The sequence below is a fragment of the Enterococcus lemanii genome, assembly GCF_016909125.1.
Classification (GTDB): Bacteria; Bacillota; Bacilli; order Lactobacillales; family Enterococcaceae; genus Enterococcus_I; species Enterococcus_I lemanii.
Genome location: NZ_JAFBFD010000012.1, coordinates 1 through 20,021 on the forward strand (window position 1 = coordinate 1; position 20,021 = coordinate 20,021).

Consider the following 20,021-nt stretch of genomic DNA (forward strand, 5'->3'; position numbering starts at 1 on the left):
AAACCGTTTAGCTGTTGCGACTGGTATTACAAGGCAGTATCTAAGCGATATTGAAACAGGAAAAGTCAAGCCATCAGAGGATTTACAGCAGTCCCTTTGGGAAGCTCTGGAACGCTTCAATCCCGACGCTCCCCTTGAAATGCTGTTTGATTATGTAAGGATTCGCTTTCCGACAACAGACGTACAGCAGGTGGTCGAAAACATCTTACAACTGAAACTGTCCTATTTTCTTCATGAGGACTATGGTTTCTATTCTTATTCAGAGCATTATGCTTTAGGCGACATATTCGTCCTTTGCTCCCATGAACTGGACAAAGGAGTTCTGGTGGAATTGAAAGGTCGTGGGTGCAGACAATTTGAAAGCTATCTTCTGGCACAACAAAGAAGCTGGTATGAGTTCTTTATGGACGTTTTGGTGGCTGGCGGTGTGATGAAACGCCTTGACCTTGCCATTAACGATAAGACAGGGATTTTGAATATCCCTGTACTCACTGAAAAGTGCCAACAGGAAGAATGTATCTCCGTCTTCCGCAGTTTTAAAAGCTATCGCAGTGGCGAACTGGTACGCAAAGAGGAAAAGGAATGTATGGGAAACACCCTCTATATCGGTTCATTACAAAGTGAAGTTTATTTCTGTATCTATGAAAAGGACTACGAGCAGTACAAGAAAAATGATATTCCCATTGAAGACGCAGAAGTAAAAAACCGTTTTGAGATTCGATTGAAAAATGAGCGTGCCTATTATGCAGTCCGTGATTTACTCGTCTATGACAATCCAGAGCATACCGCCTTTAAAATTATCAATCGGTATATCCGTTTTGTAGATAAAGACGATTCCAAACCTCGTTCTGATTGGAAACTGAATGAAGAATGGGCTTGGTTTATTGGGAACAATCGTGAACGATTAAAACTAACCACAAAACCAGAGCCTTACTCCTTCCAAAGGACGCTGAACTGGCTATCTCATCAAGTTGCCCCGACCTTAAAGGTTGCGATTAAACTTGATGAAATCAACCAGACGCAGGTTGTAAAAGACATTCTCGACCATGCGAAACTGACAGACCGACACAAGCAGATTTTGAAGCAACAGTCAGTAAAAGAACAGGACGTGATAACAACAAAAAAATAACTCAAATACAAATTCATTGAATATAGAGAGGAGAACATTTTTATGAATTTTGGACAAAACCTTTATAACTGGTTTCTATCAAACGCTCAATCACTGGTGCTTTTAGCAATCGTTGTGATCGGCTTGTATCTTGGCTTCAAGCGTGAGTTTAGCAAACTGATTGGCTTTTTAATTATTGCGATTATTGCGGTTGGCTTAGTCTTCAACGCTGCTGGAGTAAAAGACATTTTACTAGAGCTATTCAATCGCATTATTGGTGCTTAAATAAAACCGTTCTTTTGTGGAATATAAGTGGTTTTCTTATGTTCCGCAAAGGAATGGTACACCAAACGAAGTGCGGTAGGGATTTTTGAATCTCTACAAAGAAAGGACGTGAATATATGGACGATATGCAAGTCTATATTGCGAATTTAGGCAAATACAATGAGGGCGAATTGGTCGGTGCGTGGTTTACCTTTCCCATTGACTTTGAGGAAGTCAAAGAGAAAATCGGCTTGAATGATGAATATGAGGAATACGCCATTCATGACTACGAGTTACCCTTTACGGTTGACGAATACACTTCCATTGGCGAACTCAATCGACTATGGGAAATGGTATCGGAATTACCCGAAGAATTACAATCGGAGCTATCTGCTCTGCTCACTCATTTTTCAAGCATTGAAGAACTAAGCGAACATCAAGAGGATATTATCATTCATTCCGATTGTGATGATATGTATGACGTGGCACGCTACTACATTGAAGAAACGGGTGCTTTAGGCGAAGTACCAGCTAGTCTTCAAAACTATATTGATTATCAAGCCTATGGTCGGGATTTAGACCTTTCAGGAACGTTTATCTCAACCAATCATGGGATTTTTGAAATCGTCTATTAAATCTGTCGGTACATTACTACTGGCAGATTTTCTATTTTACGGGGTGGCTCAATCAGCTACCCCTATTTTTTATGAAAGGATTGATTACATGAAGAAAATACGAAGCTATACCAGTATCTGGTCTGTGGAAAAGGTACTGTATTCTATCAATGATTTTAGACTTCCGTTTCCCATAACCTTTACGCAAATGACATGGTTTGTCGTGTCACTCTTTGCAGTGATGATACTTGGCAACTTGCCCCCTCTTTCCATGATAGAGGGAGCATTTCTCAAATACTTTGGGATTCCTGTGGCTTTCACATGGTTTATGTCTACAAAAACTTTTGATGGTAAAAAGCCTTATGGATTTTTGAAGTCTGTCATTGCTTATGCACTGCGACCAAAGCTGACCTATGCAGGAAAAAAAGTAACGCTTGGCAGAAACCAGCCACAAGAAGCCATTACAGCAGTTAGGAGTGAATTTTATGGCATATCCAATTAAATACATTGAAAACAATCTCGTCTGGAATAAAGACGGGGAATGTTATGCTTACTATGAGCTTGTTCCTTACAATTACTCATTTCTAAGTCCAGAACAGAAAATACAAGTGCATGATTCTTTCAGACAGCTTATCGCACAAAATCGTGATGGCAAAATTCATGCTTTACAAATCAGTACAGAATCCAGCATACGTTCTGCACAAGAGCGTTCCAAAAATGAAGTCACTGGCAAGCTCAAAGCGGTTGCCTATGACAAAATCGACCAACAGACAGACGCTTTAATATCCATGATTGGCGAAAATCAAGTGAACTACCGTTTCTTTATCGGCTTTAAGTTGCTTCTCAACGATCAGGAGTTTTCTATGAAAAGTCTTACCGTTGAAGCAAAAAATGCTTTGTCTGATTTTGTCTATGATGTGAACCATAAGCTGATGGGCGATTTTGTTAGTATGAGTAATGATGAAATCCTGCGTTTTCAGAAGATGGAAAAGCTCTTAGAAAATAAAATCTCTCGTCGTTTCAAAATCCGCAGGTTAGATAAGGACGACTTCGGCTATCTGATTGAACACCTTTACGGACAGACAGGCACTGCCTATGAAGAGTATGAGTACCATCTATCAAAGAAAAAGCTGGATAATGAAACGCTGATTAAATACTATGACTTGATTAAGCCTACTCGCTGTTTGGTGGAAGAAAAACAGCGATATTTGAAAATCCAGCAGGAAGATGAAACCGTCTATGTAGCTTACTTTACCATTAACAGCATTGTCGGAGAACTGGACTTCCCGTCCTCTGAAATCTTCTACTACCAGCAACAGCAATTTACATTCCCGATTGATACGTCAATGAATGTGGAAATTGTAGCGAATCGTAAAGCCCTATCTACTGTCCGCAATAAAAAGAAAGAACTGAAAGACTTGGATAACCACGCTTGGCAAAGTGATAATGAAACCAGCTCCAATGTGGCGGAAGCTCTGGAAAGTGTGAATGAGCTGGAAACCAATTTAGACCAAAGCAAGGAATCTATGTACAAGCTGTCTTATGTGGTAAGGGTATCAGCAAATGATCTTGACGAACTCAAACGTCGTTGTAATGAAGTGAAAGATTTTTATGACGATTTAAGCGTAAAACTGGTACGACCATTTGGGGATATGCTCGGCTTACATGAAGAATTTTTACCTGCCAGCAAGCGTTATATGAATGATTATATTCAATACGTGACCTCTGATTTCCTCGCTGGTTTAGGTTTTGGTGCTACTCAAATGCTGGGGGAAAATGAGGGGATTTATGTTGGCTACAGCTTAGATACTGGACGCAATGTCTATCTGAAACCTGCTCTTGCCAGTCAAGGGGTTAAGGGTTCAGTAACCAATGCGTTAGCGTCGGCTTTTGTTGGTTCGCTGGGTGGTGGTAAATCCTTTGCGAATAACCTTATCGTCTATTATGCGGTGCTTTATGGGGCACAAGCAGTGATTGTAGACCCAAAAGCAGAACGTGGCAGATGGAAAGAAACCTTGCCAGAGATTTCCCATGAAATCAATATCGTCACTCTGACTTCTGATGAGAAAAACAAAGGCTTACTTGACCCTTATGTGATTATGAAAAATCCCAAAGATTCTGAATCACTGGCTATTGATATTCTGACATTCCTTACGGGGATTTCCTCTCGTGATGGGGAACGCTTCCCAATCCTTAGAAAAGCCATTCGTGCAGTAACCAATAGTGAAGTACGAGGGTTGATGAAAGTGATTGAGGAATTACGGGTTGAGAATACGCCACTAAGTACCAGTATAGCCGACCATATCGAAAGTTTTACAGACTATGACTTTGCACATTTATTATTCAGTAATGGTTATGTGGAGCAGTCTATCAGCTTAGAAAAACAACTGAACATTATACAGGTTGCGGACTTGGTACTTCCCGACAAGGAAACTTCCTTTGAGGAATATACCACTATGGAGCTTTTATCCGTTGCTATGCTGATTGTCATTAGTACCTTTGCTTTAGACTTTATCCATACAGACCGAAGCATTTTCAAGATTGTAGATTTAGACGAAGCATGGAGCTTTTTACAGGTAGCACAAGGAAAAACACTATCTATGAAGCTGGTTCGGGCTGGTCGTGCTATGAACGCTGGGGTATATTTCGTGACCCAAAATACAGACGACCTCTTAGATGAAAAACTGAAAAATAACCTCGGCTTAAAATTTGCATTTCGTTCCACTGACCTTAACGAGATTAAAAAGACCTTAGCCTTTTTTGGTGTAGACCCAGAGGACGAAAACAATCAGAAGCGATTGCGTGATTTGGAAAACGGGCAATGCCTTATCAGTGATTTATATGGTCGTGTCGGTGTGATACAGTTCCACCCTGTATTTGAAGAACTGCTCCATGCCTTTGATACCAGACCACCTGTGCGAAAAGAGGTGTAAATGTGAAACCATCAATAGTAAACAGAATAAAATCAAACTGGACGCTGAAACGTCTAGGTAAAGTGGCAATGACAGTGGCTTTCACACTTGTGATTGCCATTTTTCTTTTAGCCATGCTGGGAACGGTGGTTCAAGCTGCGGGCTTGGTAGATGATACGGTCAATGTGGCAAATGAATACAGCCGATACCCACTTGAAAACTATCAACTGGATTTTTATGTGGATAATAGCTGGGGCTGGCTTCCGTGGAACTGGTCGGACGGGATTGGAAAACAGGTCATGTATGGACTATATGCCATTACCAATTTTATTTGGACAATCAGTTTGTATGTTTCCAATGCGACAGGTTACTTAGTACAGGAAGCTTATTCCTTAGACTTCATTTCCGCTACAGCAGATTCCATTGGTAAGAATATGCAGACCTTAGCTGGTGTGAGTGCAAACGGATTTTCAACAGAGGGTTTCTATGTTGGATTCCTCTTACTCTTGATTTTGGTTCTTGGGGTTTATGTTGCCTATACGGGACTGATAAAGAGAGAAACCACAAAGGCAATTCATGCCATTATGAATTTTGTGCTGGTGTTTATCCTATCGGCTTCCTTTATTGCCTACGCTCCCGACTACATTAAAAAAATCAATGACTTTTCATCAGACATCAGTAATGCCAGTTTATCACTTGGCACGAAGATTGTCATGCCCCATTCCGATAGTCAAGGCAAGGACAGCGTGGACTTAATCAGAGATAGCCTGTTTTCCATACAGGTTCAGCAACCGTGGCTACTGCTTCAATACAACAGTTCAGACATTGAAAGTATCGGTATTGACCGTGTGGAAAGCCTGCTCTCCACCAGCCCAGATTCCAACAATGGCGAAGACAGAGAAAAAATTGTTGCGGAAGAAATTGAAGACAGAAGCAATACCAATCTAACCATTACAAAGACCATTAACCGTTTAGGTACAGTCTTCTTCCTATTTGTCTTCAATATTGGGATTTCCATATTTGTATTCCTATTAACAGGAATCATGATTTTCTCGCAGGTACTTTTTATCATCTATGCTATGTTTCTGCCTGTGAGCTTTATTTTAAGCATGATTCCATCATTTGATGGTATGTCAAAACGAGCCATAACAAAGCTCTTTAATACCATTTTGACACGAGCTGGAATCACATTGATTATTACGACAGCATTTAGTATTTCAACCATGCTCTATACCTTATCGGCTGGTTATCCGTTCTTTTTGATTGCTTTTCTACAGATTGTGACCTTTGCAGGAATCTACTTCAAGCTGGGCGATTTAATGAGTATGTTTTCTCTACAGAGTAACGATTCTCAAAGTGTGGGAAGTCGTGTGATGAGAAAACCTCGTATGCTTATGCACGCTCACATGCACCGTCTACAGCGGAAACTTGGACGTTCCATGACTACTCTAGGGGCTGGGTCTGCCATTGTTACAGGTAAAAAAGGACAGTCGGGTTCGGGGAGTTCTGCAAGGACACAAGCAGATCACTCCCGACCAGACGGAAAGGAAAAATCAACACTTGGAAAACGTATCGGTCAAACCATCGGTACAGTAGCTGATACCAAAGACAGAATGGTAGACACTGCTAGTGGTTTGAAAGAACAGGTTAAAGATTTGCCGACCAATGCAAGATATGCAGTATATCAAGGAAAATCCAAAGTAAAAGAGAATGTCCGTGATTTAACCAGTAGTATTTCTCAAACCAAAGCGGACAGAGCCAGTGGACGCAAGGAACAGCAGGAACAAAGGCGAAAAACCATTGCGAAGCGTCGCTCTGAAATGGAACAGGTCAAACAGAAAAAACAGCCTGCTTCTTCTGTTCATGAAAGACCGACTACAAGACAAGAACAATATCATGATGAACAGACCTCAAAACAGTCTAATATTCAGACTTCATATAAGGAATCTCAACAAGCCAAACAAGAGCGTCCAGCAGTTAAGTCCGATTTTTCAAGTCCAAAAGTGGAACGCCAAGGCAATACCGTTCAAGAAAAAACCGTTCAAAAGCCAGCAACTTCAACCACTACAGCAGATAGAACTTCACAACGTCCAATCACAAAAGAACGTCCGTCTACTGTTCAAAGAGTACCACTACAAAATACAAGAAGTAGACCACCAATCAAAACCGCCACCATTAAGAAAGTCGGTAAGAAACCATGAAGTTGAAAACTTTAGTGATTGGTGGTTCTGGATTATTCTTGATGGTCTTCTCACTGCTTCTGTTTGTTGCCATTTTATTTTCAGATGAACAGGACAGCGGAATTTCCAATATTCATTATGGAGGTGTGAATGTTTCCGCAGAAGTGCTGGCTCATAAGCCTATGGTAGAAAAATATGCCAAAGAATATGGCGTTGAAGAATATGTCAACATACTTCTTGCGATTATACAGGTGGAATCGGGCGGTACTGCGGAAGATGTTATGCAGTCCTCGGAATCCCTCGGTCTTCCACCTAATTCATTGAGTACAGAAGAATCCATTAAGCAAGGTGTGAAGTATTTCAGTGAATTATTAGCCAGTAGCGAAAGGCTCAGTGTAGATTTAGAATCGGTTATCCAGTCCTACAATTATGGTGGTGGTTTCTTAGGGTATGTGGCTAATCGTGGAAATAAATATACCTTTGAACTGGCTCAAAGTTTCTCAAAAGAGTATTCAGGTGGCGAAAAAGTGTCTTACCCCAATCCCATAGCCATACCTATCAATGGGGGCTGGCGATACAACTATGGCAATATGTTTTATGTGCAACTGGTAACGCAGTATCTTGTCACAACAGAGTTTGATGATGATACGGTACAAGCCATCATGGACGAAGCACTGAAATATGAGGGCTGGCGATACGTTTACGGTGGAGCTTCCCCGACTACTTCTTTTGATTGTAGCGGACTGACACAATGGACGTATGGAAAAGCTGGAATTAACTTACCACGAACCGCACAACAGCAATATGATGTGACCCAGCATATCCCACTATCGGAAGCACAAGCTGGCGATTTGGTTTTCTTTCATTCTACCTATAACGCTGGCTCTTATATTACTCATGTTGGGATATACCTTGGCAATAACCGTATGTTTCATGCAGGCGACCCAATCGGTTATGCCGACTTAACAAGCCCCTACTGGCAACAGCATTTAGTGGGAGCAGGACGAATCAAACAATGAGAAAGGAAGATTTAATGATGAAATTTAGAAAAAATCAGAATAAAGAAAAACAGATACCAAAGGAAAAGAAACCTCGTGTCTATAAGGTCAATCCTCATAAAAAGGTTGTGATTGCCTTGTGGGTACTTTTAGGGCTTAGTTTCAGCTTTGCGATATTCAAGCACTTTACAGCTATAGATACTCATACTATTCACGAAACAACTATCATAGAAAAGGAATACGTTGATACTCATCATGTAGAAAATTTTGTAGAGAACTTTGCGAAAGTCTACTATTCATGGGAGCAATCCGATAAGTCCATTGATAATCGAATGGAAAGTCTAAAAGGCTATCTGACAGATGAACTTCAAGCTCTCAATGTTGATACAGTACGCAAAGATATTCCTGTATCGTCTTCTGTAAGAGGATTTCAGATATGGACGGTAGAGCCAACTGGCGACAATGAGTTTAATGTAACCTACAGTGTAGACCAGCTCATTACAGAGGGAGAAAATACAAAGACCGTCCACTCTGCTTATATAGTGAGTGTCTATGTAGATGGTTCTGGAAATATGGTACTGGTTAAGAATCCGACCATTACCAACATACCTAAGAAATCAAGTTATAAACCAAAAGCCATTGAAAGTGAGGGGACGGTTGATTCCATTACAACCAATGAAATCAATGAGTTTTTAACGACGTTCTTCAAGCTCTATCCTACAGCGACAGCCAGTGAACTTTCCTACTATGTGAATGACGGGATATTAAAACCAATCGGAAAAGAGTACATCTTTCAAGAACTGGTAAATCCTATTCACAATCGTAAGGATAATCAAGTCACGGTATCGCTGACAGTGGAGTATATCGACCAGCAGACCAAAGCAACGCAGGTATCTCAATTTGATTTGGTACTTGAAAAGAACGGGAGTAATTGGAAGATTATAGAATAACAAATATTGGTACATTATTACAGCTATTTTGTAATCACGTACTCTCTTTGATAAAAAATTGGAGATTCCTTTACAAATATGCTCTTACGTGCTATTATTTAAGTATCTATTTAAAAGGAGTTAATAAATATGCGGCAAGGTATTCTTAAATAAACTGTCAATTTGATAGTGGGAACAAATAATTGGATGTCCTTTTTTAGGAGGGCTTAGTTTTTTGTACCCAGTTTAAGAATACCTTTATCATGTGATTCTAAAGTATCCGGAGAATATCTGTATGCTTTGTATGCCTATGGTTATGCATAAAAATCCCAGTGATAAGAGTATTTATCACTGGGATTTTTATGCCCTTTTGGGCTTTTGAATGGAGGAAAATCACATGAAAATTATTAATATTGGAGTTTTAGCTCATGTTGATGCGGGAAAAACTACCTTAACAGAAAGCTTATTATATAACAGTGGAGCGATTACAGAATTAGGAAGCGTGGACAGAGGTACAACGAAAACGGATAATACGCTTTTAGAACGTCAGAGAGGAATTACAATTCAGACGGCGATAACCTCTTTTCAGTGGAAAAATACTAAGATGAACATCATAGACACGCCAGGACATATGGATTTTTTAGCAGAAGTATATCGTTCATTATCAGTATTAGATGGGGCAATTCTACTGATTTCTGCAAAAGATGGCGTACAAGCACAAACTCGTATATTGTTTCATGCACTTAGGAAAATAGGTATTCCCACAATCTTTTTTATCAATAAGATTGACCAAAATGGAATTGATTTATCAACGGTTTATCAGGATATTAAAGAGAAACTTTCTGCGGAAATTGTAATCAAACAGAAGGTAGAACTGCATCCTAATATGCGTGTAATGAACTTTACCGAATCTGAACAATGGGATATGGTAATAGAAGGAAATGATTACCTTTTGGAGAAATATACGTCTGGGAAATTATTGGAAGCATTAGAACTCGAACAAGAGGAAAGCATAAGATTTCATAATTGTTCCCTGTTCCCTGTTTATCACGGAAGTGCAAAAAACAATATAGGGATTGATAACCTTATAGAAGTGATTACGAATAAATTTTATTCATCAACACATCGAGGTCAGTCTGAACTTTGCGGAAAAGTTTTCAAAATTGAGTATTCGGAAAAAAGACAGCGTCTTGCATATATACGTCTTTATAGTGGCGTACTGCATTTGCGAGATTCGGTTAGAATATCGGAAAAGGAAAAAATAAAAATTACAGAAATGTATACTTCAATAAATGGTGAATTATGTAAAATCGATAAGGCTTATTCCGGGGAAATTGTTATTTTGCAGAATGAGTTTTTGAAGTTAAATAGTGTTCTTGGAGATACAAAGCTATTGCCACAGAGAGAGAGAATTGAAAATCCCCTCCCTCTGCTGCAAACGACTGTTGAACCGAGCAAACCTCAACAAAGGGAAATGTTACTTGATGCACTTTTAGAAATCTCCGACAGTGACCCGCTTCTGCGATATTATGTGGATTCTGCGACACATGAAATCATACTTTCTTTCTTAGGGAAAGTACAAATGGAAGTGACTTGTGCTCTGCTGCAAGAAAAGTATCATGTGGAGATAGAAATAAAAGAGCCTACAGTCATTTATATGGAAAGACCGTTAAAAAAAGCAGAGTATACCATTCACATCGAAGTTCCACCGAATCCTTTCTGGGCTTCCATTGGTCTATCTGTAGCACAGCTTCCATTAGGGAGCGGAGTACAGTATGAGAGCTCGGTTTCTCTTGGATACTTAAATCAATCGTTTCAAAATGCAGTTATGGAGGGGATACGCTATGGCTGTGAACAAGGATTGTATGGTTGGAATGTGACGGACTGTAAAATCTGTTTTAAGTATGGCTTATACTATAGCCCTGTTAGTACCCCAGCAGATTTTCGGATGCTTGCTCCTATTGTATTGGAACAAGTCTTAAAAAAAGCTGGAACAGAATTGTTAGAGCCATATCTTAGTTTTAAAATTTATGCGCCACAGGAATATCTTTCACGAGCATACAACGATGCTCCTAAATATTGTGCGAACATCGTAGACACTCAATTGAAAAATAATGAGGTCATTCTTAGTGGAGAAATCCCTGCTCGGTGTATTCAAGAATATCGTAGTGATTTAACTTTCTTTACAAATGGACGTAGTGTTTGTTTAACAGAGTTAAAAGGGTACCATGTTACTACCGGTGAACCTGTTTGCCAGCCCCGTCGTCCAAATAGTCGGATAGATAAAGTACGATATATGTTCAATAAAATAACTTAGTGTATTTTATGTTGTTATATAAATATGGTTTCTTGTTAAATAAGATGAAATATTTTTTAATAAAGATTTGAATTAAAGTGTAAAGGAGGAGATAGTTATTATAAACTACAAGTGGATATTGTGTCCTGTATGTGGAAATAAAACACGATTAAAGATAAGGGAAGATACTGAATTAAAAAAATTCCCCCTCTATTGTCCGAAATGCAGACAAGAAAATTTAATTGAAATAAAGCAGTTCAAAGTAACTGTGATTACAGAGCCAGACGCAAAGACGCAGAGCCGATAAAATGAGATTAATACAATCTCATTTTATCGGCTCTTTCCGTTATGTATGGATTCTTTTAATTAGTCTTCGATGTTTCTTGCTTCGTTGATACCGCTGGCTAAAGATTCCATTAAGGATAGTTCTTTGTCTGTAAAGCTATCCATGTATTTCTCTATCTGTAATCGTCGGGTGCTTTTTACCAAGTTATTAGCAGGTAAGAAAAATTCATCAACGGAAACATGAAGTAACGATACAAGGTCATAAAGAACTTGTATGCTGGGGTGTTGCCCTTTATTTTCAATATTAGTTAAGTACCGTGGGTCAATTTCAATCAATGCTCCCACTTGTTCACGAGTTAAACCTCGTTTCAATCGAGCTTCTTTAATGGCTAAACCAAAGGCTCTAAAATCATATTTATCTTCTTTTTTACGCATAGTAGACCACCTCTATACATTTTATTGTTCCTACTGAATTAAAAACAGGTATAGAAAAACGTGTTATATGGTTTATAGGTTTATATTTAATAAAAAGCACTACTAAACGCCAATAAAAAAAACCGTTATATGGTAGTGCTATTTACGCTGTTAAAATATTGTATATTACTTCCAAATGGCGGTTTGTTGGAGGTCAACGTTGCCATGAAGTACATCATATACAATAAATTTCCTTACATTGGGTTCTTGTCAAAAAAAGTCGTCTATCTGCAATAGATAAGTACGTCCACCAATGTGGTTTTATAAATCATATAGATAGAATAACAGAAGCATGTAAACAGAGAAATAAATCTGTTTATATGCTTTTTTGGCTATTCAGAACTTTTTTACAAAGTTTATTTATCAGTAATGCAACAAATCCCCCTTTCACATTGGGACTAAGAGTGAAAGGAGATAAACGAGCAAGGCTCACTTCCTTTCCTAGACAGAAAGGGGGTGAGAAACATGAAACCATCTTCTTTTCAGACCACAATAGAAAATCAGTTTGACTATATCTGTAAACGTGCTATGGAAGACGAGCGAAAGAATTATATGCTTTATCTTTCAAGGATTGCAAAGCGTGAGGTGTCCTTTTCGGATGTTGGCGATTATCTTGTTAGCCAGTTTGCGACAACAGATAACTATTCAACTGACTTTCAGATTTTTACACTCAATGGGTTATCAGTAGGCGTTGAAAATGATTTGTTGAGTGAAGCATTACGTGAGTTGCCAGACAAGAAACGTGAAATTCTACTGCTGTTTTACTTTATGGACATGAGCGATTCAGAAATTGCAGACCTGTTGAAATTGAACCGTTCTACTGTCTATCGGCATAGAACCAGTGGACTAGCCTTAATTAAAAAGTTTATGGAGGAATTTGAAGAATGAAAACACAATATCCTATGATTCCCTTTCCTCTCATTGTAAAGGCAACAGATGGCGATACCGAAGCGATTAACCAGATTCTACATCATTACAGAGGGTACATAACGAAGCGTTCCCTACGACTTATGAAAGATGAATATGGCAATCAAAGTATGGTCGTTGATGAAGTCTTACGTGGAAGAATGGAAACCAGACTGATTACAAAGATTTTGTCATTTGAAATTAAGTAATATCCTCTCTCCTTTCGTGGAAGCGTGCTAAACCATTCCACGCTTCCCGAACAGGGAGGTTTGTTATTCCACCAAAGCATATTGAGCTTTCAATGTGTTTTGATAGGCTAACGAGCCATTGTTCTTTGAAAACTGAATAAAAGTAATCGAATACGTTTCGATAAGAAAAGAGCCAACGGAACTAACCGCCATGACCTATCTTATAAAGATAGCGAGCGATTCATGTTAGTGATCCGAGAAGCAATCTTTAGCAGGATTGCCTGCAACGACATTCTTATCGTGATAATGATACTCCCATACAGTCAATAGTCCGAGCGTGATAAAACCGTCGCAGGCAATGAGTATGGCTACATGAGAACCATGCAGGGGTGGAACTCCCGTGAGCTTTGCTAAAGCTGTTCGATTGCTGGTAAAACAACTTTTATGAAATCCAAATAAGTGATTTGGAAAGGAGGATTTTATGAAGCAGACTGACATTCCTATTTGGGAACGTTATACCCTAACCATTGAAGAAGCGTCAAAATATTTTCGTATTGGCGAAAACAAGCTACGACGCTTGGCAGAGGAAAATAAAAATGCAAATTGGCTGATTATGAATGGCAATCGTATTCAGATTAAACGAAAACAATTTGAAAAAATTATAGATACATTGGACGCAATCTAGCGTCGCCAAAGGGTCTTGTATATGATAAAATAGTATTAAGTCGTATCAAGGCTCTTTCCATAAAGGAAAGGAGCAAATGCCATGTCAGAAAAAAGACGTGACAATAAAGGTCGAATCTTAAAGACTGGAGAGAGCCAACGAAAAGACGGAAGATACTTATACAAATATATAGATTCATTTGGAGAACCGCAATTTGTTTACTCGTGGAAACTTGTGGCTACAGACCGAGTACCAGCAGGAAAGCGTGATTGTATCTCACTTAGAGAGAAAATCGCAGAGTTACAGAAAGACATTCATGATGGTATTGATGTTGTAGGAAAGAAAATGACACTCTGCCAGCTTTACGCAAAACAGAACGCTCAAAGACCAAAGGTTAGAAAAAACACTGAAACTGGACGCAAATATCTTATGGATATTTTGAAGAAAGACAAGTTAGGTGTAAGAAGTATTGACAGTATTAAGCCATCAGACGCTAAAGAATGGGCTATTAGAATGAGTGAAAATGGTTATGCTTATCAAACCATCAATAACTACAAACGTTCTTTAAAGGCTTCATTCTATATTGCTATACAAGATGATTGTGTTCGGAAGAATCCATTTGACTTTCAACTGAAAGCAGTTCTTGATGATGATACTGTCCCTAAGACCGTACTAACAGAAGAACAGGAAGAAAAACTGTTAGCCTTTGCAAAAGCTGATAAAACCTACAGCAAAAATTATGATGAAATTCTGATACTCTTAAAAACAGGTCTTCGTATTTCAGAGTTTGGTGGTTTGACACTTCCAGATTTAGATTTTGAGAATCGTCTTGTCAATATAGACCATCAGCTATTGAGAGATACTGAAATTGGGTACTACATTGAAACACCAAAGACCAAAAGTGGCGAACGTCAAGTTCCTATGGTTGAAGAAGCCTATCAAGCATTTAAGCGAGTGTTAGCGAATCGAAAGAATGATAAGCGTGTTGAGATTGATGGATATAGTGATTTCCTCTTTCTTAATAGAAAGAACTATCCAAAAGTGGCAAGTGATTACAACGGCATGATGAAAGGTCTTGTTAAGAAATACAATAAGTATAACGAGGATAAATTGCCACACATCACTCCACATAGTTTGCGACATACATTCTGTACCAACTATGCAAATGCAGGAATGAATCCAAAGGCATTACAGTACATTATGGGACATGCTAATATAGCCATGACGCTGAACTATTACGCACATGCAACATTCGATTCTGCAATGGCAGAAATGAAACGCTTGAATAAAGAGAAGCAACAGGAGCGTCTTGTTGCTTAGTAGTACAAATGAATTTACTACTTATTTACCACTTCTGACAGCTAAGACATGAGGAAATATGCAAAGAAACGTGAAGTATCTTCCTACAGTAAAAATACTCGAAAGCACATAGAATAAGGCTTTACGAGCATTTAAGAAAATATAAAAAGATAATTAGAAATTTATACTTTGTTTCAGTATAAAAAGGATTAGCTCAACGCTAATCCTCTACCTCGTTTTTATCATGGATAAACTGCACGCCCCAGTATACAGCTTCTTCAAGATTTGAATCTTTCAGATATCCTAACTCGTTAGTAATACCTTTTCTTAATTCTTTATTTTCAATTGGGTCTCGCGAAATTCTATATAACCATCTTGTTTGAAGATTTTTTTGGACTTCTTGTTCACTATCTGATGTATTCATCATATTATTCGCAATATCAACTGATAAATTACTCATAATCTTAGCTAGTGAATATCCAGGAATTGCATTTATTACACTTGATTTAATTATTTCTTTGTAGATCTCATTCATTTGTTCTTTACTGTCTATTCGATTTCCCCAACTTTCTTTCAAACTTTATTATAGTAATGTCAACTAGTGATACCACTAGGAAATCAAGCATATCGAATCTTGTTTCAAGCTATTATTTCAAAATCCGCTTCAATTATTTCGCCTTCTCGCTTCCATGCCTCAAATTCATTTTGAAAACTTTGACGCTTAATGAGATCTTCTTCCATTTCAACAAGTCTATTATGGAGTTCAAAATAGCTAGGAAAAAATTGTCCAATGAAATCTTGAGTATTGTTAATGAAGTCAATATATTCCTTACGTTGTTTGTTTAGGCTATCAACAACTTCGTTCTTAGCTTTATTAAATTCTTTCTCTTGTTTGACTTGGCTGTAGCTATCCCACATTTCTAATCCTACACCTAACAACGAACCACAAACTACAAAGCCTTTAGAAAGTTTATCTGCAAGTTTAATTGCTCCCCAAGGTTTGAATTTGAAGGTAGGCATCAAAAAATCACGAGCTGCTAAAACTGATTTACCTGATATCTGAGCATTTTTCATAAAATTCTTACCAACTTTCATACCTTCGATTGCTAAATCTCCTACCATATTATTGTAATGCTTAACACTTACATTGAAATTTTTTTCCGCTTTTGAAATTTCATAGGAAATTTTTCCTAATTGACGTTCAAATTCATTCTGGATGGATGTTTCCAGGATAATCCCTTCATCTCCAATATTTTTCTCAAAAAACTCATCAATTGTTTTCAAATCTGTTCCTTTAACCTGAAGGATTAAATCCGTAAACAATCCGGTAATATATTCTTTCAATTCAATTCGAGCATTACTAATATTTCTTTCAGACCTATCTTGTTCTTTACGTATATCATCCATTGCATTTTTAAACATATTTATTTCCTCAACAGCTAAAGCAATATTTTTTTGCGCGATTGGCATTTGTCTTTGAATAACGTCTTTAACAATACTTTGTCTAGTAGCTAACACGAGAGCGTTTTTATCTCCAGATTCCTTAATCTTCCTAGCGGTGGCAACTTGCAAATCATTGATATGAGAAATTTGATTATATTCATCTAGTTTTGAAAGCCAATAGTCAAACCCTTCCCCAAAGGGATTAGCAGAAACAGCTACAATTGGAACAGACTGTTTATCAGTGATAATCTCAAAATCTCGTAAACGCAAACGAATATTTTCTTTTTTGATCTCAAATCGTTGTTTATACTCTTCATCATCTTCAATGTCAGCCTCTTCATCGAATCTGCTAATAACAAATACTGTCCTAGACAATAAATTTAAGTCCTTGAACAGCCAATTTAATTCATCTTTATGACTATCTTTTATTGGATTATTCGGATTCATAACGTAAAGAAGAAGGTTTGCTTCACTAATGTATTTGCGAGTGATTTCTTTATATTTCAGCTGATTAGATGTTTCTTTAAAACCAAACAATCCTGGTGTATCAACTAAATCGAAATCTTTAAGGTGATAAACTTGAACTTCATCACTAGATTCAGAAACATCAATTTTCATCGTGTTAGAATCATAATTACCTGCCCAAGCTACAACAATGGATGTTTTCCCTTCTGAAAAACCACCAACCAAAGCAACTTTTAATTTTTCTGATGTAACCTCAGCAATTCCTTTTGAAATTTTATCAATTAAACCATCATCTAATGCAACACCAAATTTTTTTCCCTCCAATACGAACGACAACAATCGTTGAAGTATCTCAACTGTTTTTGCTTGCACCTCTTTAAACTGATCAACTGTCTCCATTTCGTCTCACTTCCTCATGTATAATTTCAATTGATAACTGATTTATATCATTTTTGGCTTTTAAAAATGTATCAGACATCGTTTGAACTTGATTTACGGATTGATGTAATTCCTCTTTTATGTCCAAAATCCCTTTGATTATTTCATCTTTAACACCAGATAATTGTTCGTCTAACTGCTTGTGTATAACTTTTATGACCTTATTGATGTTTTCATTTGCAATTTTCTTTTGTTGTGCTTTATGGTAATCTTCATCGAAGATAGCGCGGACTTTTTTATACAAGCCAAATAATGTAGTTAAAGCTGAGACAGCTAAAATAACCCACCCAACTGGATTAGTAGTATTTACACCCATCATAACCAAACCAACTATGTCTCCAACTAATCCAAATACTGTTGTTCTAATATTAATATTCATTTTTATATTGATTTGTGGGTTAAAATCAAAATCAAACTTTATTGAGTTAGCATATTTATCTACAAGTTCCTCTATGTAACGCTGATAAGTAGCTACAGTTCCTGAGACTTCACTAGCAAATTCTTTTCCTCTCTGATCAATTATTTTATTTAAATTCTCTGAATACACTATCACCTCATCTTCAATCCTTTTTTTTAATTTCTTTTCAAAAACTCCATTTTCTATATTGTTATCAATATCTTCGTAGATTTTCTTTCTTACTTTGTTCTTTAATTCATTGGTAACCTTATTCCCTGCATTTAAAATATTTCTTTCGTATAACTCACCGGCATCATCTAGTTTGCTAGAAGTTAACTCAAAATTTGAATTCAAAATGCCTTCTAAATTTTCAAAGGCAAGCTGAACAACACCTATTTCTGATACTGCTCTATCTAAAGTCTTGTTTATCTTCTTGAAGTTAGATTTAACAATCTTTTTCCTAACATCATTTACAAGTTGACTTGTCATCCATTCCGCAAATATTGGTATCCGACTCAATTCAAGTACAGAGTTAATATTTCCAATTTTTTCAATAAACTTCTCTCGATCTTTAAAATATTTTCCATCATAAAAGTTCCCCAAAGCTAAAAATGCTGGATACGCTGACACAGATTGATGAGAAATATAATTTTCACCTAAAACCGTTTGTAACTCATAATCAACGATGGACAGGCTATATTCCTCTTCTTTATCAACTAACATTTTTCTTAATTGACGAGGATTCCTAGCAGGTTTGTTGAAAATAAAATATACTTCGCTATGTTTAGCTAATTGCTTAGATATTTTTTCAATAGTGCCTAAATTTTGACCATCACCTTTTTGTGGAGGATTAGGCTTTTTGCTCACATAAAATACTACATGGGCTTTTTCTACTGCCTTATCAATAGATGCCTGAACAATTTCTTCCTTACCCTCAATACCAGGCAAATCAAGAATAGCAAAGTCCTTATCCCCTACTGAAAAATAATAACTCCCAACTTCCTTTGTAAAATCTGAACGCCCATCCCCAATAATATTTCCATCACTTAATTCTTTAAGTTTTTCAACTAAATTATTTAATTGAACTTCAGTTGCATTTATTTGACTATTAATCTTCTGAATTTGTTTCAACTTTTTATTTTCTAACCTTGAAAAGTTTGCTTCTTCCTCAACTTTTTTGTTTTTAAATCTCTCTATATCCAAGTCAAGATTTGATTTAAGTTCTTTGATCGAATTTTCATAATTTTCAACAATCGAATGAATATTTAATGTATCATTTCCTAGTTTTTCAATTTGAGAATTTAAATCTTCTAACTCCGCTTGCTCATCTAAATTATGGAACCAACTTTTAATCATGTTCCACGTGCTTTTTAACATTTTGTCGATAATGACCTTATTAAGTTCATTTCGTTTAATCAATAAAGCAATCAACTCATCAAAAATTTCATTTTTATCTACGTCATATTTTTCAATGATTTCGTCATTTTCATTGATTTTCAACTTAACTTCATTCATTTCATAATCAAGATAGTTTTCCAACTCATTAATCTTAATTGAAAGGTCTATTTTTAAATCATCAATTTCACTTTCAATTGAAACTATAACCAACTTTAGATTTTCAATACACTCCTTTTTTTGAAATAATTCCTGTCGTGTACTTTCAAAGAGTTGATGTTCTTCAAATTTTCTTTCTTCTTTTAATAGAATACGTAGGCTTTCAATTAATGTTGATTTCCCAGCATTTGTTTCTCCATAAAAAGCAATTGTAAATGTATTCCATTCTGAATTTTTTTCGAGCGACTTTATATTCTCGGTTATTTCTTTTTTTATACCGCCTAACTTATTGATAGCATCACGCCTATATTTATCAATTTCACTATCCTTGCTACTTTTTGAAAGTAATAGCAACAAATTATCAATTTTATCTAAAATATTAGTATAGATAGTCTGTGGTGGATTCTTTTCCCCCATCTTTTATCCCGTCCTCCTATTATTGATATTTAAACAAATAATCATTACTTACTATTATACCAATTAAGTTCAAAATTTCTGAAAACAATCCAAAAAATAAGTGTCAATAGTTTTGCGGTAAAAATATTTTACCATTATTTCCGCTAGATTCTCGTGCCGAAATCCTCTTCTCTTATTTGACCGGTGCACT

At 36.9% G+C, this 20,021-nt stretch carries 18 protein-coding genes and 1 pseudogene; 15 read left to right on the top strand and 4 right to left on the bottom strand.

Features of this window, described 5'->3' with window-relative positions:
* The 11 genes and pseudogenes from mobT to JOD14_RS04750 all read left to right on the top strand — a co-directional run.
* A partial coding sequence (mobT, locus tag JOD14_RS04700; RefSeq protein ID WP_204653671.1) for a MobT family relaxase occupies nt 1-1,129 on the top strand: 1,129 nt, incomplete at its 5' end.
* A gap of 42 nt (nt 1,130-1,171) precedes the next feature.
* Nucleotides 1,172-1,393, top strand: a complete 222-nt coding sequence (locus JOD14_RS04705) for a hypothetical protein (protein WP_001009056.1) — start codon at nt 1,172-1,174, stop codon at nt 1,391-1,393.
* Between the two features lie 116 nt (nt 1,394-1,509).
* A complete protein-coding gene (locus tag JOD14_RS04710; protein ID WP_000342539.1) occupies nt 1,510-2,007 on the top strand; it encodes an antirestriction protein ArdA in 498 nt (165 codons plus the stop codon).
* 88 nt (nt 2,008-2,095) lie between these two features.
* Complete coding sequence (locus JOD14_RS04715; RefSeq protein WP_000723888.1) at nt 2,096-2,488, top strand: conjugal transfer protein; 393 nt, start codon at nt 2,096-2,098, stop codon at nt 2,486-2,488.
* Complete coding sequence (gene tcpF / locus JOD14_RS04720; protein ID WP_000331160.1) at nt 2,472-4,919, top strand: conjugal transfer ATPase TcpF; 2,448 nt, start codon at nt 2,472-2,474, stop codon at nt 4,917-4,919. The genes JOD14_RS04715 and tcpF overlap by 17 nt, the downstream gene beginning before the upstream one ends.
* A 2-nt stretch (nt 4,920-4,921) precedes the next feature.
* On the top strand, nt 4,922-7,099 hold the full coding sequence (locus JOD14_RS04725; protein WP_000804748.1) for a CD3337/EF1877 family mobilome membrane protein: 2,178 nt from the start codon (nt 4,922-4,924) through the stop codon (nt 7,097-7,099).
* Complete coding sequence (locus tag JOD14_RS04730) at nt 7,096-8,097, top strand: bifunctional lytic transglycosylase/C40 family peptidase (protein WP_000769868.1); 1,002 nt, start codon at nt 7,096-7,098, stop codon at nt 8,095-8,097. Before JOD14_RS04725 ends, JOD14_RS04730 begins: the two co-directional genes overlap by 4 nt.
* A complete protein-coding gene (locus tag JOD14_RS04735; RefSeq protein ID WP_001224318.1) occupies nt 8,094-9,026 on the top strand; it encodes a conjugal transfer protein in 933 nt (310 codons plus the stop codon). Before JOD14_RS04730 ends, JOD14_RS04735 begins: the two co-directional genes overlap by 4 nt.
* A gap of 313 nt (nt 9,027-9,339) precedes the next feature.
* Nucleotides 9,340-9,387, top strand: a pseudogene (locus JOD14_RS13595) (hypothetical protein); the annotation flags it as partial.
* Between the two features lie 15 nt (nt 9,388-9,402).
* Entirely contained in the window at nt 9,403-11,322 is a 1,920-nt protein-coding gene (gene tet(M) / locus JOD14_RS04745; RefSeq protein ID WP_026389858.1) for a tetracycline resistance ribosomal protection protein Tet(M), read from the top strand.
* 118 nt (nt 11,323-11,440) lie between these two features.
* On the top strand, nt 11,441-11,608 hold the full coding sequence (locus JOD14_RS04750) for a cysteine-rich KTR domain-containing protein (RefSeq protein ID WP_000336323.1): 168 nt from the start codon (nt 11,441-11,443) through the stop codon (nt 11,606-11,608).
* A 59-nt stretch (nt 11,609-11,667) separates the two neighbouring features.
* Here JOD14_RS04750 and JOD14_RS04755 read toward each other — a convergent pair whose 3' ends face one another.
* Nucleotides 11,668-12,021: a helix-turn-helix transcriptional regulator gene (locus JOD14_RS04755; protein WP_001227347.1), complete on the bottom strand. Its 354-nt coding sequence runs from the start codon at nt 12,019-12,021 to the stop codon at nt 11,668-11,670.
* 504 nt (nt 12,022-12,525) lie between these two features.
* Here JOD14_RS04755 and JOD14_RS04760 point away from each other — a divergent pair.
* From JOD14_RS04760 to JOD14_RS04775, 4 genes are all read left to right on the top strand, one after another.
* Complete coding sequence (locus JOD14_RS04760) at nt 12,526-12,948, top strand: sigma-70 family RNA polymerase sigma factor (RefSeq protein ID WP_000804885.1); 423 nt, start codon at nt 12,526-12,528, stop codon at nt 12,946-12,948.
* Entirely contained in the window at nt 12,945-13,175 is a 231-nt protein-coding gene (locus JOD14_RS04765) for a helix-turn-helix domain-containing protein (protein ID WP_000857133.1), read from the top strand. Before JOD14_RS04760 ends, JOD14_RS04765 begins: the two co-directional genes overlap by 4 nt.
* Before the next feature lie 460 nt (nt 13,176-13,635).
* Nucleotides 13,636-13,839 carry an excisionase gene (locus tag JOD14_RS04770; protein WP_000814511.1) on the top strand — a complete coding sequence of 68 codons (204 nt, stop codon included), beginning with the start codon at nt 13,636-13,638 and terminating at the stop codon, nt 13,837-13,839.
* 81 nt (nt 13,840-13,920) lie between these two features.
* Nucleotides 13,921-15,138, top strand: coding sequence for a tyrosine-type recombinase/integrase (locus tag JOD14_RS04775; RefSeq protein WP_001291561.1), 1,218 nt, complete (start codon nt 13,921-13,923; stop codon nt 15,136-15,138).
* Nucleotides 15,139-15,337: 199 nt separating this feature from the next.
* Here the strand turns inward: JOD14_RS04775 and JOD14_RS04780 are convergent, their stop codons facing one another.
* The 3 genes from JOD14_RS04780 to JOD14_RS04790 all read right to left on the bottom strand — a co-directional run bounded on the left by JOD14_RS04780 (nt 15,338) and on the right by JOD14_RS04790 (nt 19,831).
* Nucleotides 15,338-15,652 (bottom strand): hypothetical protein, encoded by a 315-nt coding sequence (locus JOD14_RS04780; RefSeq protein ID WP_204653673.1) that lies wholly within the window; start codon nt 15,650-15,652, stop codon nt 15,338-15,340.
* A 104-nt stretch (nt 15,653-15,756) separates the two neighbouring features.
* Nucleotides 15,757-17,424, bottom strand: a complete 1,668-nt coding sequence (locus JOD14_RS04785; protein WP_204653675.1) for a LeoA/HP0731 family dynamin-like GTPase — start codon at nt 17,422-17,424, stop codon at nt 15,757-15,759.
* Nucleotides 17,411-19,831, bottom strand: a complete 2,421-nt coding sequence (locus JOD14_RS04790) for a hypothetical protein (protein ID WP_204653677.1) — start codon at nt 19,829-19,831, stop codon at nt 17,411-17,413. Before JOD14_RS04790 ends, JOD14_RS04785 begins: the two co-directional genes overlap by 14 nt.
* Nucleotides 19,832-20,021: the final 190 nt, after the last annotated feature.